The sequence below is a fragment of the Paenibacillus sp. NPDC057886 genome, assembly GCF_042796655.1.
Classification (GTDB): domain Bacteria; phylum Bacillota; class Bacilli; order Paenibacillales; family Paenibacillaceae; genus Paenibacillus.
This window is the reverse complement of record NZ_JBHVMZ010000001.1, coordinates 1,139,739-1,155,465: the sequence shown is the minus strand read 5'-3', so window position 1 is coordinate 1,155,465 and position 15,727 is coordinate 1,139,739. Positions and strand designations below refer to the sequence as shown.

Sequence of the window (15,727 nt, the reverse complement as noted above, 5' to 3'; positions counted from 1 at the left end):
TTTTCATTGGCGGATTACTCCGCCATATATACTAACCTTTAGATATTAATGATTACACACAAGCTTTAAGTTTGTTCAGACCCTGGGAAATATTGCGAATCAGTGAATCCACATTTTCCCGCTGGGTTGCCCAACTGGTACAAAAACGAACGACGCTGTGTGTATCGGACACCTTTTCCCAGAATGTGAACGAGTAACGGCTGCGTAAATCCTGAAGCAGATCATCTGGCAGAATCGGAAATTGCTGATTGGTTGGTGAATCATATAGGAAAGTAATACCTTGCTCCGCAAGCGAATCATGAATCAACATGGCCATGTCCACCGCATGCTGGGAAATTTCAAGATACAGACCATCCTCAAATAACGTTTCGAATTGAATACCCAGCAATCTGCCTTTGGCAAGCAGGCCGCCCTTTTGTTTGATCATATAACGAAAATCTGGCTTGAGCTTGTCATTCAGAATGACTACCGCTTCACCCATCAATGCTCCGATCTTGGTTCCGCCAATATAGAATACATCACATAGGCGGGCGAGATCCGCGAGAGTCATATCACAATTTCGGGAAGCAAGAGCATACCCAAGACGCGCCCCATCAATAAAGAACGGGAGACCACACAGTTGGCTTACGTCAAACAATGCTTGCAGTTCTGCCTTGCTGTACATTGTTCCATTCTCGGTAGGCTGGGATATGTATACCATTCCGGGTTGGACACAATGTTCAGGTGATGCATCATTCCAATGGGCATCATAGACCGCCTTGACCTGATCTGACGTGATCTTCCCATCTTCGCTTGGTACCGTGATCACTTTGTGACCTGTGGCTTCGATCGCTCCCGTCTCATGGACCGCGATGTGGCCCGAAGTCGCTGCAATTACTCCTTGGTATGGACGTAAAATAGAGGCAATAACCGTAGTATTTGTCTGTGTACCACCAACCAAAAAATGCACATCCGCCTGTTCATTTTCACAAGCTTGTCGAATAAGACTTCTCGCCCGATCACAATGGGCATCTGTACCGTAACCGCTCGTTTGTTCCATGTTCGTTGAAATCAGTCTTTGCAAAATGCGCTCATGCGCGCCTTCGTTGTAATCACATTCGAATCGTATCATCGTCTTGTCTCTCCTGCTCTTTTGTTCAACTTATCCTGAATATTCATCATTGAAGCGTAAACTTCTCTGACCTCTTCCTCATCCAAACCTTGCATTAACTTCACAATCTGCTGATCTGAACGTTCATTCAACTCACCGTATAGCTCCTGACCTTTCTCAGTCAGGCGAATCAAACTAACCCGGCTGTCAGCGGCCGAATCTACTTTCATCAGCAGCCCTTCTCTGGTCAGTTTGCTCACAATTCGGCTCATGTAGCTCCGATCAATCGTCAGCGTATCCACCAGATTGTTCGCAATGCTCTCCCCTTGAATGCCAATTTCAATAATGACCCTTGCTTCGGCGAAGGAGTATCCTGTTCCCAGGATATGCTTGTCAAGTACACCGAGTATATTGGTATAAAAACGGTTAAAACGCCGCATTTCAGTCAACATATCTGCATTTATTTGCTGAGAGTCGATGTCAAACCCTCCCTTTTAGTGGACATTGTCAACATTATAATAAATAGTTTAGTGGACGTTGTCAACATTATAATATTGATGAACCTTATAGTCTAAATGAATGCCACTTTATTGAAAAACAAAAAAACAAACCGCGCAAATGCACGGTTTGTTTTTTTGCTATTAAGAATGGCTATATTGCACCTGGTGAAGCCTGCTGTATATGCCTCCGGCAGCGACCAATTCCTCATGGTTACCCTGTTCTGCAATACCATCAGCATTGACTACAAGGATGCGATCTGCATTTTTGATGGTTGTCAGTCGGTGTGCAATAACAAGGGTTGTTCTGCCCACTGACAGTTCCGCCAAGGACTTCTGGATTAACGCTTCGGTTTCGGTATCCAAAGCGGACGTTGCTTCGTCCAGAATGAGAATCGGTGGATTTTTCAGGAACATGCGAGCAATGGACAAACGCTGTTTCTGACCTCCGGAAAGTTTGACACCACGTTCGCCGATGACCGTATTGATCCCTTCCGGCAAACTAAGAATCAATTCTTCCAGAGACGCACGACGGGCTGCATCCCAGATTTGCTCGTCTGTTGCCGTTAAATCGCCATACGCGATATTTTCCTTAATTGTGCCTGAGAAGAGAAATACATCCTGTTGAACAATACCGATATGTCTGCGCAACGATTCCAGCTGAACCTCACGAATATCCATCCCGTCAACAGTGATCCTTCCTTCCTCTACTTCATAGAATCGTGGCAGCAGACTGCAAATGGTCGTTTTACCAGCACCGGAAGGACCCACAAATGCAACGGTTTCCCCTGGGTTGATGGACAGACTGATATGATTCAGAATACGACGATTCTCCTCATAACCGAACGAGACATTTTCGAAGCGAATATCTCCACGCACGCTTTTTAGCTCAACGGCATTTTTCGCATCGGCGATTTCCGGCTCGGTATCAATGATTTCCAGGTAACGCTTGAATCCGGCGATCCCCTTTGGATAACTTTCGATTACGGCGTTAATTTTTTCAATCGGCCGGAAGAAGATATTGGACAAGAGCAGAAATGCCATGAAATCACCCATATCAATTCTGCCATCGATAAAGAACCAGGCACCGCTGATCATAACGAACACGGTAACGAGACGCATCATCATGTAGCTGACCGATATACTCTTCGCCATCGTTTTGTAGGCAAGCAGCTTTGTTTTACGAAAGTTCTCGTTGTCTACAGAAAATAGTTTTTTCTCATGCTCTTCGTTAGCGAACGATTGAACGACACGAATTCCGCCTACGTTATCTTCAATACGGGAATTGAAATTCCCCACATCGCCGAAGAGACGCCGATAGGTCTTCGTCATACGCCCACCAAACACAATAATAACCCAGGCCATGATAGGAATAATGATAAAGGTGATCAGTGCAAGCTCTAAATTAATGTTCGCCATAAGCCAGAAAGATCCGATTAATGTCATCACTGCGATGAAAACATCCTCCGGTCCATGGTGAGCCACCTCGCCAATATCGTTAAGATCATTCGTAAGATGACCGATCAGATGACCCGTTTTACGATTATCGAAGAACCGGAAGGATAGCTTTTGCAAATGAGCAAACATCTTCGAACGCATGTTGGTCTCAATGTTAATGCCAAGCATATGTCCCCAGTAGGTCACGACATAATTCAAGACGGTATTCAGCGCATAGATCGACAGCAATACAATACAGGCGAGGATAATGAGTGGCCAATCTTGACCTGGCAGCAACTCATTAATGAATTTGCTTACAGCAAGTGGAAATGCCAGCTCTAGTAAACCAGCTATTACTGCACAACCAAAATCAATTAAAAACAGTTTTTTGTAAGGACGATAATACGAGAAAAAGCGACGAACCATTCTTATTCACTCTCCAGATCCTGATTAGGGCTTTCTTCTTCATTTTGTAATTCAAAAAGTTGGATGTATTCATCAATGACCTGATCAATGGCTTTTAGCTCACCACTAATCATCTGGTGAATATTCCGGAACTCCTCCTGACCAAGCTGTCTGGCCAACGTAGCTCTTCGATTCTGCATTTGTTCCAAAAAGACTAGAATTCTCCCACGACGAAACGTCTGTGCCCCGTTCCCACGTTTTCCGTGATGCTCTCCATGCCCTCTCCCACGTCTGGAACGTTCACCTTGTTGCTCATCTTCCCCACGACCGCGTCTGGAACGTTCTCCATGACGCTCTGTTTTCTCGCTCTCATTTATATGTCTTTCTCTCATTTGTGAAGCACCTCCATTTTCGTATACATTTGTATACAAATCATTTATGTATACGATTGTATACACAATAAATAATTCTGTCAACCCGTATTTTTCCATTTTATGCTGGCTCAATTCATATTCAGTTCACCGTCCTAGAGTACACTAACTTGTACCAGCACAGAGATTCCCAATTCACAGATAAGACAGGAGAAGATGAGATTGAAACTAAAGAAACGAACTTCTTTCGCCGCCGCAACCCTGGTGTTAACGATGTTGGCCCCAATGTCTGCTCTCGCCACACCGGCAACCAGTACCAGCAGTAATCTTACGTATGTTATGACTCAAAAAGCAGTGATGGAGAAAGCCAAGTTCCTTACCAAAACATACGGTACGACAAGTGTACAGTACGCACTCATGGACGAGGGAGAGATTGTAATCTCCGGACAAGCAGGCCAAAACGACCCGGAGGACCGTATCCCCCTTTCTTCGAATACGATGTATGGTATCGGTTCAACCAGTAAAGTAGTACTTACAGCCGCTGTCATGAAGCTGGTGGACGAAGGCAAGATTAATTTGGATCTGCCGGTTGTACACTATATCCCGGAGTTCAAAATGAAGGACAAACGTTACACCCAAATCACACCGCGCATGCTGCTGAACCATTCATCCGGGATTCTCGGAACCTCAAGCAGTAGTGCAATACTGTATGGAGACAATGACACCTATGCACATGATACTTTATTGGATCAATTGGCAGAGCAAAATCTGAAGGCAGATCCTGGAGCCTACTCGGTGTATAGTAACGATGGCTTTACCTTAGCCGAAATTCTGGTCGAGAAGGTCAGCGGTATGAGATTTAGCTATTTTATCCATAAGTATTTCACCGAGCCCTTGGGCATGAATCACACCAAAACGCCGCAGGATCTGGTTGACCCTGACCAAATGGCATTAACTTATTCTCAGTTGCACAAGGAAAAGCTTCCATTAGAGAATACAAACATGATTGGCTCTGGAGGTATTTACTCTACCGCTGAAGACCTGGTCACTTTATCGCAAATTTTTACGGGAGAGGTCAAAGGCATTCTTTCCAGTGAGTCGGCAGAAGCAATGACGCAAGGAGAATACAAAAAAGGCGTGTGGCCAGAGGACAGCGATTCATCTATTTCATACGGGTTAGGCTGGGATAGTGTAAACTTGTTCCCATTTAGCGAATACGGTATCCAGGCGGTAACTAAAGGCGGGAATACGATTGCGTATCATTCGTCATTGATTGTGCTTCCGGAATATAATATGGCTGCAGGCGTTACCTCCTCAGGTGGGTCAAGCACAACCGACCAATTGATTGCAAGCGAATTGTTGCTCAGCGCACTTCAGGAGAAGGGTATCATTACGGAGCTTAAGCCGGAGAAGTCGTATGGTATGCCTATAAAAGCCATCATGCCGAAGGAACTAATGCAGTATGCAGGCATTTATGGTGGTGCCGGCAGCTCGTTATTGAAGTTAGAATTAAATGATGCAGGGCAATTAACGATGACCATGCTTTCTTCTCCGAACAATACGGAACAAAAGTACACGTACACCGCAGATGGTTCTTTTGTTAACGAGCAAGGTACAGAAAAGTTGAAATTCGTTCAAGAGGATAACGGTAATACATACCTGTGGTCTCGCTCGTATCAGTCGGTGCCAGGGCTTGGACAGATCGCCTCCTCGGAATACAAGGCAGAAAAGCTTGAAACCAATACATTACCCGAAGATGTAACCGCCGCTTGGAAGCAGCGCGAAGGCAACATTTATTACCTGGTGAATGAGAAATACACCTCAACGGTATATGACAGTTCAACGCCGATCATCCCCATTCATATGTTTAATGAGGTACCCGGTTATGTGTATACCAATAAAATTATGGATGCAAACCTGGCCGTGAACCAACTGCAAATTCCAGGCTTGGCTGGACGCGATACGATGGAATATAAGTTCTTCAAGAAAAACGGCGTGGAATACGTTTCAGCAGGAGGAAAGGTCTACGTCAGTCAAGAACTGGTGAAACCGCTCTATTCGGGGAAACAATCGAAGACCACGATTCAAACGAATGGTTATGCAACATGGTATTCGGTTCCGGCAGCAGTCGCAGGTAAAGTGATGACAGTGAAGATGCCTTTGAAAGGTGCTTTCACTGTATATGACCAGACGGGTATCAGTACGAATCATACCGTGGTTAGTGGTGTAAATGAAGTTACATTACCTGTAAATAGTTCGATTGTATTTGCCGGTGAAGCTGGTTCAAGGTTCGAAATTACGTTAACAAATAAATAATAATGAGTATGGAAAATACGCCCGTTCCCCAGTAGTACACCGGGGAACGGGCGTTTCAGTTCTTTCTAAAATCAATTCTGAAAAGTACCAAGCTTATTTTACTTCGTTCATAAACTTCCTGAAGTTTTCGGCTATTTCTTTGGATCGGGTATGGTGTAGATAATGGCCTCCTTCGAATGTCATCACTTTACCATGCACTGAATCTTTGACTTGCTCTTCATGCAAAGGTATCCATCCTTCCGTTTCGGTATCATTCGCTTGTAAGAAGAAAATCAACGGAAGATCTTTGGGGAAAGACAAATTCTCAGCTGCTTTGAAATTAGGACCAAAGTTTTCGCCTTCATTCAGGTTGTTCGGATTAAACGTATTTTTAAGTGAAAGTATTCTAATTTGTTCTCTGGTTTCATCATCAACATCGGGTGCAATCAGTTGATCAGGGGCCAGTTTCATTAACAATCGGTAGAACCCTGATTTTTTGAGCAGTTTGTACGTTTCGGTTGGGAATGGATCATCGTTACCTCCCTGCGTTGGGACACTGCTCTCAATGCCGACAAAGGAAGTTACTTCGTTTGGATATTTGTTCACATAATCCAGGCCGTATATCCCTGAAATGGAGTGAGCCATGAGCGTGTAACGATGAATACCAAGTTGCTGTAACGCTTCATGAATTTCACTAACCATATTTTCCGTAGTACGCTCTTTTTCAGTAATGTCACTTAATCCATAACCGAAAGGTTCAATGACAACGACTTTGTAAAATGGAGATAGCTCATCGATGAGCGGTTTGAAATCAAGGGCTGGGGCGGGTGTTCCATACCCAGGAAGCAATACCACCGTTTCTTTGCCTTTTCCTTGAATCAACACATTCATGTTTTTGCCGTCAACCGCTACAAACTGGCCATAAGGTTTTATTTTCCCTTCCTCCGATTTGTTGCTAACTACATTAACAATAAAGACAGTCGCAATAAATAATGCAAAAGCGATAACGATCGCACCAAATATTTTGAGCAAAATAATTAATATTTTTTTCATCATGATGGTTCTCTCCTGTTGAGTTAGTTTACTTTTTTAATGAAATTTGAAATTGGGAACCAGCCTCACCTGCAAATACAATACGGCCGTTCTCTGGTAAAACAACAACATTCTTACCGCTGACTACGCTGTGATTAATACAAATTCCGTTCTGATCATAAATAGCAAAGGCTCCATTTGCAGGCAGCTTCACCGTCATGACTTTTCCTTTCGCAGTAGCGGGTACCGAAAACCATTTGGCATGTCCATCTGCTTGAATGGTTGTTGCGGATTGTTTACCCGAATAGATTGGTTTCACCATTTCCTCACTGGCGAATACATAACCTGAAAATGTAAGATACTCTCCTCCGTTCTTTTTGGAGAAATGAATGTCCATCGGTTCTCGTCCGGCAGTACCCGGAATCTGCAATTGATTGGCTGCTTCGTTGGCTCCAATAATTTTATTATTGGACATATACCCTGGATTCTCTTTATTCATATGAATAGGCAGGATCGATGTAGCATTAAGATAGAACATGGATGTGTATTTCGCATTCACCAGATAATATTTTTTACCATCACGCTTTGCCCATGCAGCGTTAATCTCCTTGGGTAATGTATTGGCTTTGAGCTTCTCCGAATTATATTCTGAGAAAGCCACCTGTCCGAGTCCTGGAATGGAGAAATAAGATCGAGACCACAGGTAGGTATTCCCATTTTTCTCCACAACGAATTTTAACTTTTCTGTACCATCATCACTCACAAAAGTACCATCTGATGTATAGGTGTATTCTTGAACCGGATTACTTGGAGCCGTGAGAGAGGAGACCGTCATTTGTCCAGCCTTATTTATTTTGATCTTCGTAACTGAATTATTGCCACCATATCTCCCTGCAAATTTGGAGATTTCTTTAGGCATATCAGCCTTCACAGGTACACCAAATGATTTTTCCGGTTTCCGTTCTTTAATCATGCCCTTTTCTTCAAGTGCGCTAAGTAATAACTCACTCGCAATGAATTGATTGGTTATGCTTGCTCCGCCTGAAGAGATCACGGCTGCAGCCATGTTGTATTCCGGAAGTACGACGAGTGAAGAATGATAAGATAACGTATCTCCACCTTTCGTAACAGCCTTGATACCGTAGTCACTGAATGGGAACAACTCCACACTATCCCACCCTAATCCGTAAGACATAGAAGAATCACTATCCTCTGGCCACATGCCTCTTCTGTATTCTTTTTGCTCCATGGCTTCTACCGACTTGTTCGAAAGAATCCCTTTGACCTCTCCTGTGAAGATTTGCGACAATTTCACCAGATCCTTAGCGGTGGAATATATGCCTCCTGAAGCAATGATATTATAATTCTCGCGTGGAAGCTGCCCCTTATAGAAAGGAGAGTAGATTCCCGCCATTTCTTCCGTACTAACTATATCCTGTGGTGTTTTGGTATGATCCATTTTCAGAGGCTCTGTAAAATATTTGTGTATAAATGCCGTAAAGCTCATACCAGTGACTCTCTCAACCAGAATTTCAGCTAATGTAAATCCATCGTTAGAGTACACCGAGTACGCACCTGGCTCTGCCATCAGATTCTGGGTCGCCAATTGATCCAAAAAGGTATCATGTGCATAGGTATCATTGTCCCCATACAGTATAGCACTACCGCTAGAGGTTCCGAGAAGCCCGGCCGAATGATTCAGCAACATACGGGGTGTAATCTGTTTGTATCGTTTATCTTTCATTGTAAAATCAGGCATATAGTTCACAACAGGCACATCCAAATCGATCTTGCCTTCATCAACCAGCTTCATTACAGCGGCTGTAAGCATCATTTTACTGGTTGAACCAATGCCATAGATCGTGTTCGTAGTAAGAGGTACCTTGTCGTTTATATCGTTCTTCCCCGTTTGACCGGACACCGTAATCTCTCCACCATCAATGAGCGCATATTGCAGACTCGTCGTACCGTACGTTTCAGTCAGTAATTTGGCTTTTTCGATTACGGTTTTCTTTGTTGTCTCATACGTAAGGTTAATGCTGTTATTCATGGCAGCCGGTGCGGCCATTGCAGACATTGGGGCAAGTATCGTCAGCATGAGAGTCACAGCAGCTATAGTATTTCTCTTTCCTGCTCTCCTCACACTCATCTTCAGTTTTGTTACCTCTCTTGGTTTCATTCTTGCATCTACTCCTGTCTTCATCATTGTGTTAAGCCACCATAACGTGGGCGCTAAAGACAATATAACAAACCAAGATGTCCCCCTAATTACTAGAGTATGAACGGAGGATGAACAGGCCAAAAAAGTTTGAATCATCATACGCAAGGAGGTTTATACAGGGTGTCATAGCCTAGTGAAGGCATGAAATCCAATCACTCTGTGGGTGTTGTGATTGGCAAGATGACTATGAAGGTCGTTCCTCGTCCATATTCGCTCTCCACCCGGATGTCCCCTTGATGAAGCGAGACGATCTGCTTTACAATAGCTAGTCCCATACCGCTTCCTTCATATTTCTGACTGTGGGAACGATCTGCTTTAAAGAAGCGGTCAAATATACGCTTTTGGTCTTCCGGGAGAATACCAATACCCGAATCCGATATGCGGATCGTCACGTTCTTGATATTCTGTTTGATCCTGATACTAATTCGGGCACCATCTTCGGAAAATTTGATGGCATTGCCGAAGATATTGATCCACACCTGATTTAACTGGTCATGATCGGCCGTGATTTTGGTGGGCTGCAAATCAAGATCAAACTGAATGTTACGGGCCGACCATTGGGGTTGAATAGCGACGATTACTCGTCTGATCTGTTCATCCAGACTGAGCGTGGCAAGTCGCATTTGCAATGACTGAGATTCGAGCAAACTCAGCTTTAGCAGACTATCACTTATTTTGGACATCCGTGCAGTCTCAGTGATGATAATGTCGAGATAAGAGCTTCGTTCGTCATCCGGGATGTCTACCTGCTTGAGCGCTATAGCAAAACCGGAAATGGAAGTGAGTGGAGACTGAACTTCATGGGACACGTTTGCTACGAATTCCCTGCGCATCTGCTCAAGCTGCTGTAGATCGTGCATCATTTCTTCGAAGCTGCGAGCCAAAGTACCTATCTCACCCTTTTGTTTAATATTAAGCTTGACGTTGAAATCTCCACCAGCTATAAGCCGGGTCGCTTCTGTCAATTTTTTGATCGGTCTTACCAGAAAAATAGCCGCAATTAGTATCAATAGGCTTCCTGCTAACAAGGAACAAATCAAAAAGGTTACAACAAACTTGATAAGAAATGAGGTGGAAGAGGAAGTGAGGGGCTCTACAAACATTGCTATGCTTCCCATTTCAGTTTTTATCGGCAATCCCAAGAAGATCGTATTGATTCCATTAACTTGGACCCTTTCCCCATCCAGCACTTTCTTCACTTGTTCTGTAGTCACTAGGAAAGGATGTTGTCCTTTAAGTTCTCCATAGGATTGAAACTGACCCGTTGCTTTATAGATTCGAATGTGGTAAGAGTTGAGTTGTTTCATTTCACTTATAAACATTTCTGCTTCGCGTAGAGGCAATGTCTCGTAGATGCGGACGATATCCTGGCCAAAGTCAAGCAAGGAGCCTTGTAAGTTTTCGTTTAATTTATCTTGAAATATCCAGGTTGTAGCAAGAAAAGAAAGGATTGTGCCCCCGATCACGGAGACCAGAAAGGTCAGGACTACACGTGTATAGAGGGAGCCGGTCACTCCTGCACCTCTAGCCGGTAGCCAAGTCCCCGCACCGTTTCGATACGAAAATCGGAGATATCGGCAAAACGTTCGCGTAGACGTTTAATATGCACGTCTATCGTTCGATCATCGCCAGTATAATTAATTCCCCAAACTTGATCGATTAATTGCTCCCGCGTATAGACTTGTCCCGGTAATCCAGCAAGTTTATACAATAATTCGAACTCTTTAAGCGGCAAGGTGAACGACTCTGTACCCCTCAGGACCTTATAAGTCTGCCGGTTCAGAATAACGTTTCCTAATTGGATGGTCTGCGTTAAACCTATACGGTATCGTTTCAACAGTGCCTTGACGCGAGCCATCAACTCAAGCGGATCGAATGGCTTCGTCATATAGTCATCTGTCCCGAGCTGAAATGCTTGTACTTTCTCCCAGGTCTCGTTTCTTGCCGTCAACATTAGTAACGGAAGATCCGGATTGGCTCTTCGAAGTTCCTCGCATAATGCCCAACCGTCCATAACGGGCATCATAATATCAAGAATAACCAAATCGACTGGCGTGGAGGTATAGATAGCCAGGGCTTCCTTTCCGTCTACGGCGTTGATGGTTGTAAATCCGTCGTTGCGCAAAAATAAACAGACGAGTTTGCGAATGTTCGCATCGTCGTCAGCAACTAATATCGTAGGCATCGTTTCCACTCTCCTAAAAAAGAATAATTCTTCAGTTGAGCAAGAGCGAAGAATTCTAAATCATGCTACCTCATGCCCCTTTTCCGTTCTCTTTTCTATCACTATATGAACCTCAAAGATAAACTCCTTATAACACACGTACTTCTTTCTAACTGAAGTGACAAACTAATTATAGTTAAATTGAACAAAAGCAGCCGATTACTTTGATCGGCTGCCTTCTTAGTTTCGTTAAATTAACGTATAATGTTAGCTCAATCATATCAACTCTGAGATAAACATTGGTGTAAAGTGCATCCTTAGTGATATCCTCTTTGCTTGAAGCGTAATAAATACTCCCCCTATACCTTCCTTTCATAAAACTAACTACGGCACAACATCTATTTTAAACTCCCCTATTTCCATGGTTTTGCAATCCTCAGGAAGCAATAAAATAATACTGACAAAGCCATTTCGGATTTCTCAAAGTCAATAATCACTATATTTACCTCAATACACTATTAAAAATATACCTTCAGCATGCTACCTTACTAGAATTCGCCTATTTCAATGAAATTTCAAATGTGGAACCAACCTCACCTGCAAATACAATGCGTCCATTTTCCGGTAAAACAACCTCATTCTTACCGCTAACCACGGTGTGATTAATACATACACCATTCTGATCATATACGGCAAATGCGCCATTTGAAGGCAGTTTAACGGTCATGACTTTTCCATTCACCGTTGCTGGCACCGAAAACCATTTGGCATAACCATCTGCTTGAATCGTTGTTACAGATTGTTTACCCGAATAGAGTGATTGTACTATTTCCTCACTGGCGTACACACTACCTAGAGCTGTAATGTACTCCGCTCCGTTCTTTTCAGCAAAATAAATTTCCTTTGCATCCCGTCCTGCCATGCCAGGAATTTGCAGATCCGTGACTGCTTCATTGGCTCCAATAATCTTACTATTGGTCACATACCCTGGAGTCTCTTTGTTCATGTGGAAAGAGAGGATTGGTGATGAATGCAGATATACTGTTGATGTGTACTTCTGATTCACCACGTAGTATCTCTTACCTTCACGCTGCTTCCATGAGGCGGTAATATCCTGGGATAATTCATTGGCTTCCAGCTTCTCCGCCGTATATTCGGAGAACGCCAACTGTCCAAGTCCCGGCAAGGAAATATAAGATCGAGACCACAGATACGTCCTTCCATTCTGTTCCGCAACGAATTTCAGCTTTTCTGTGCCTTTATCGTTAACAAACGTACCATCCGCTGTATATGTGTATTCTTGAGCCGGGTTATTTGGAGCTGTCAGCGCGGATACAGTCATTTTTCCAGCATTAATTTCAACCTTCTTAACCGAATTATTAGAACCGTATATACCCGCATACGTGGATATTTCTTCAGGTATATCAGCCTTCACTGGCACACCAAAAGATTTTTCCGGTTTCCGTTCTTTAATAATGCCCTTCTCCTCAAGTGCACTGAGTAATAATTCACTTGCAATGAACTGATCTTTCGCACTCGTTCCTCCTGATGAGGTAACGGCTGCAGCCAGATTATATTCCGGTAGTACGATTAGAGATGAGTGATACGATATCGTATCTCCACCTTTCGTCACGGCCTTGATGCCGTATTCACTGAATGGGTACAAATTCACACTATCCCACCCTAGCCCGTAAGAAATGGATGTGTCGCTATCCTCCGGCCACATACCTCTTTTGTATTCTTCTTGCGCCATGGCTTCTACAGACTTACTGGATAGAATGCCATCGACTTCTCCTGTGAAGATTTGTGAAAATTTCACAAGATCCTCAGCGGTGGAATAGATGCCTCCAGTAGCGATGATATTATAGTTCTCTTGTGGAAGCTGATCCTTAACCAATGGAGAATATATCCCCGCCATTGCTGCTGGGTCAACGACATCCTGTGGTGTTTTAGTATGTTTCATGTCCAGAGGTTCCGTAAAATAGTGGTGTACAAAAGCTGTAAAGCCCATGCCGCTAACACGTTCTACCATAATCTCGGCCAATGTAAAACTGTCGTTACTATACACCGAGTATGCGCCAGGATCAGCCTTCAGGTGTTGATTCGCCAATTGCTCCAGAAACGTGTCATGTGAATACGTATCGTTATCCCCGTATAATGTGGCATTGCTTCCGGTGCTGCCTAACAGACCGGAGGAATGATTCAACAACATACGTGGTGTGATTTGTGTGTAGCGGTTATCTTTCATCTTAAAATCAGGTAAATAGGTCACTACAGGCAGATCCAAATCTACCTTTCCCTCGTCAACCAGCTTCATCACAGCGGCTGTAAGCACCATTTTGCTAGTTGATCCTATACCATAGATCGTATTTGAAGTAAGCGGTACTTTATCCTCCAGATCGTTCTTGCCTGTCTGACCGGACACTACGATCTCTCCGCCATCCATTAATGCATATTGCACACTAGTTGTACCATACGTCTCGGTAAGGATCTTCGCTTTCTCCGCTACTATTTTCTTGGTTGGTTCATACGTCAGATCACTGTTGTTACTCGTAGCTGGTGCGGCCATGACTGACATTGGAGCTAACATCGTTAATACCAGAGTTAAGGCAGTAATTGAAGTACGTTTCCCCTTGTGTCGTCCCATTCACATCATCTCCTAAGTTTGAATGATTTGGCTGATTAGAGTTCTTCCGAATCTATAAATTTCACCTCTGGATAGTTGTCGTTCGGCCCCTGAATCAGGTTTCCACCCGTTCCTTTCAATTGCTTGTTAAAGAAATCGAGTACATATTGATTTACGATATTTGACCCTCTTTTACCATTGATGTCTCCTGTAATCCCTGACAGCTTAATCAGCTCCGAATAGAATTGAAGATCCGTGAAATTGAAGTGTTGGGTTCCTTCTATATAAATCACATTTCCCCCATGTTCGATAACATTTTTCATAATGTGCAGCTCATCTGAAAGAAATTTATTGACTTCGTCATCCGAATTTCTATCATTTTCAAAATTGACTAACCAGTCTTTAAAACTTCCCGATCTGATGAACATAAACGGCTTGTTGATATCATCTCTATTTTCCACTTCATTTAGTGACCCGTCCATATTGACCCCGGCCTTGATTCTATGATCCAAATACGTTGCATTAAACGCCGTTGCACCCCCAAAAGAATGCCCCATCGCGCCGACGTTATTTAAATCGATCTTCCCTTTGAATTGACTTTCAATTGCACCTGAATTCAGCTTTTCGATTTGATTGATTACAAACTCCACGTCTTTTGTCCATATATCACCAATTTCTCTACGGTCATCTATGGTTGTCATCTTTGTTGTATATCCCGTTACACGTCCATCAGGAAAAAGGGTAGCAAAGGTGCTGTACGTATGATCGATCGTCACTACGATAAACCCATGACTAGCCAGATTCTCCGCCTGTGATGCTTGTAGAACTCTACTGGTTCCCATACCATGAGATAGCATTACCACGGGATAAGGAGTTGCAGAAGGTAATATTTCTACATTTTCATAAGAATTGGTTTGACTATACTTCCAGTAATTGAGCACAAATTCAGGCAGTTTTAAAGAAGCAGAGAAGCTCTGAATATATTTTTTGAACATTTCTTTATTATTTGGAAACAGCGTGTCACGCTTTTTGTTATTGCTGTTTTCAGTAGGGTACCAGACTTGGACCATTAACTCCCTCTTATCACTTTGATCTTCAGTTAAGACTTCATCTCTGTTCTCATCTGTAAAATGAAATGTCTGAGTCCCCACCTTCTCTGGTCCATCCGGCTTTGGCAGATCAAAGACAGGTAAGTATACAGACAAGAGGGTAGAAGCAACAAGCAGAATGACGATCAGGGAAGATAAACTATACTTCAACAGCTTCCCTATTTTTAGATTAATCATCTTGTCGAAATGCCTGAATAAAACGATGAAGATGAATAGCGCCGTCATGATATATACCACAAGTAACTGCCATCGGTATCCCTCAACCAACAATTGAACTACGAGTATAACGCTACTTCCTATACCTACACCCAATCCTATTTTCTTTGCGCTTCTTTTAATAAAAAGTAGGTCTATGAGTAAAGCGAAACAAGATAGAACTATCAGTACTTCAAATAATCTCACTTGTATTTCCTCTCTTTCATCAAGGACATCATCCGAATTGAATTTACTATGGAAAAACCGCCCCTCAGGACGGTTTTT

General features: G+C 43.2%; 11 protein-coding genes. 1 reads left to right on the top strand and 10 read right to left on the bottom strand.

From position 1 onward, the window contains the following. Positions 1–52: 52 nt before the first annotated feature. The 4 genes from ACFVQB_RS05145 to ACFVQB_RS05130 form a co-directional block, all read right to left on the bottom strand. The gene (locus ACFVQB_RS05145) at positions 53–1,111 is read right to left on the bottom strand and encodes a threonine aldolase family protein (protein WP_379435303.1); all 1,059 of its coding nucleotides are present in this window, start codon (positions 1,109–1,111) and stop codon (positions 53–55) included. Then, entirely contained in the window at positions 1,108–1,542 is a 435-nt protein-coding gene (locus ACFVQB_RS05140; protein ID WP_379435302.1) for a MarR family winged helix-turn-helix transcriptional regulator, read from the bottom strand. Before ACFVQB_RS05140 ends, ACFVQB_RS05145 begins: the two co-directional genes overlap by 4 nt. A 189-nt stretch (positions 1,543–1,731) precedes the next feature. Further along, positions 1,732–3,450, bottom strand: coding sequence for an ABC transporter ATP-binding protein (locus ACFVQB_RS05135; RefSeq protein ID WP_379435301.1), 1,719 nt, complete (start codon positions 3,448–3,450; stop codon positions 1,732–1,734). A gap of 2 nt (positions 3,451–3,452) precedes the next feature. Then, the gene (locus ACFVQB_RS05130) at positions 3,453–3,821 is read right to left on the bottom strand and encodes a hypothetical protein (protein WP_379435300.1); all 369 of its coding nucleotides are present in this window, start codon (positions 3,819–3,821) and stop codon (positions 3,453–3,455) included. A 195-nt stretch (positions 3,822–4,016) separates the two neighbouring features. Here ACFVQB_RS05130 and ACFVQB_RS05125 point away from each other — a divergent pair, with 195 nt between their 5' ends. Further along, positions 4,017–6,116, top strand: coding sequence for a serine hydrolase domain-containing protein (locus ACFVQB_RS05125; RefSeq protein ID WP_379435299.1), 2,100 nt, complete (start codon positions 4,017–4,019; stop codon positions 6,114–6,116). A gap of 93 nt (positions 6,117–6,209) precedes the next feature. Here the strand turns inward: ACFVQB_RS05125 and ACFVQB_RS05120 are convergent, their stop codons facing one another. The 6 genes from ACFVQB_RS05120 to ACFVQB_RS05095 form a co-directional block, all read right to left on the bottom strand. Beyond that, positions 6,210–7,151 (bottom strand): alpha/beta hydrolase, encoded by a 942-nt coding sequence (locus tag ACFVQB_RS05120; protein ID WP_379435298.1) that lies wholly within the window; start codon positions 7,149–7,151, stop codon positions 6,210–6,212. Between the two features lie 25 nt (positions 7,152–7,176). Continuing rightward, the gene (locus ACFVQB_RS05115) at positions 7,177–9,306 is read right to left on the bottom strand and encodes a serine hydrolase domain-containing protein (RefSeq protein WP_379435297.1); all 2,130 of its coding nucleotides are present in this window, start codon (positions 9,304–9,306) and stop codon (positions 7,177–7,179) included. Between the two features lie 194 nt (positions 9,307–9,500). Continuing rightward, positions 9,501–10,862 (bottom strand): sensor histidine kinase, encoded by a 1,362-nt coding sequence (locus ACFVQB_RS05110; RefSeq protein WP_379435296.1) that lies wholly within the window; start codon positions 10,860–10,862, stop codon positions 9,501–9,503. Continuing rightward, positions 10,859–11,533, bottom strand: coding sequence for a response regulator transcription factor (locus ACFVQB_RS05105; protein WP_024634381.1), 675 nt, complete (start codon positions 11,531–11,533; stop codon positions 10,859–10,861). Before ACFVQB_RS05105 ends, ACFVQB_RS05110 begins: the two co-directional genes overlap by 4 nt. Before the next feature lie 538 nt (positions 11,534–12,071). Beyond that, positions 12,072–14,159, bottom strand: coding sequence for a serine hydrolase domain-containing protein (locus ACFVQB_RS05100; RefSeq protein ID WP_379435295.1), 2,088 nt, complete (start codon positions 14,157–14,159; stop codon positions 12,072–12,074). Between the two features lie 35 nt (positions 14,160–14,194). Then, positions 14,195–15,649, bottom strand: a complete 1,455-nt coding sequence (locus tag ACFVQB_RS05095) for an alpha/beta hydrolase family protein (RefSeq protein ID WP_379435294.1) — start codon at positions 15,647–15,649, stop codon at positions 14,195–14,197. Positions 15,650–15,727: the final 78 nt, after the last annotated feature.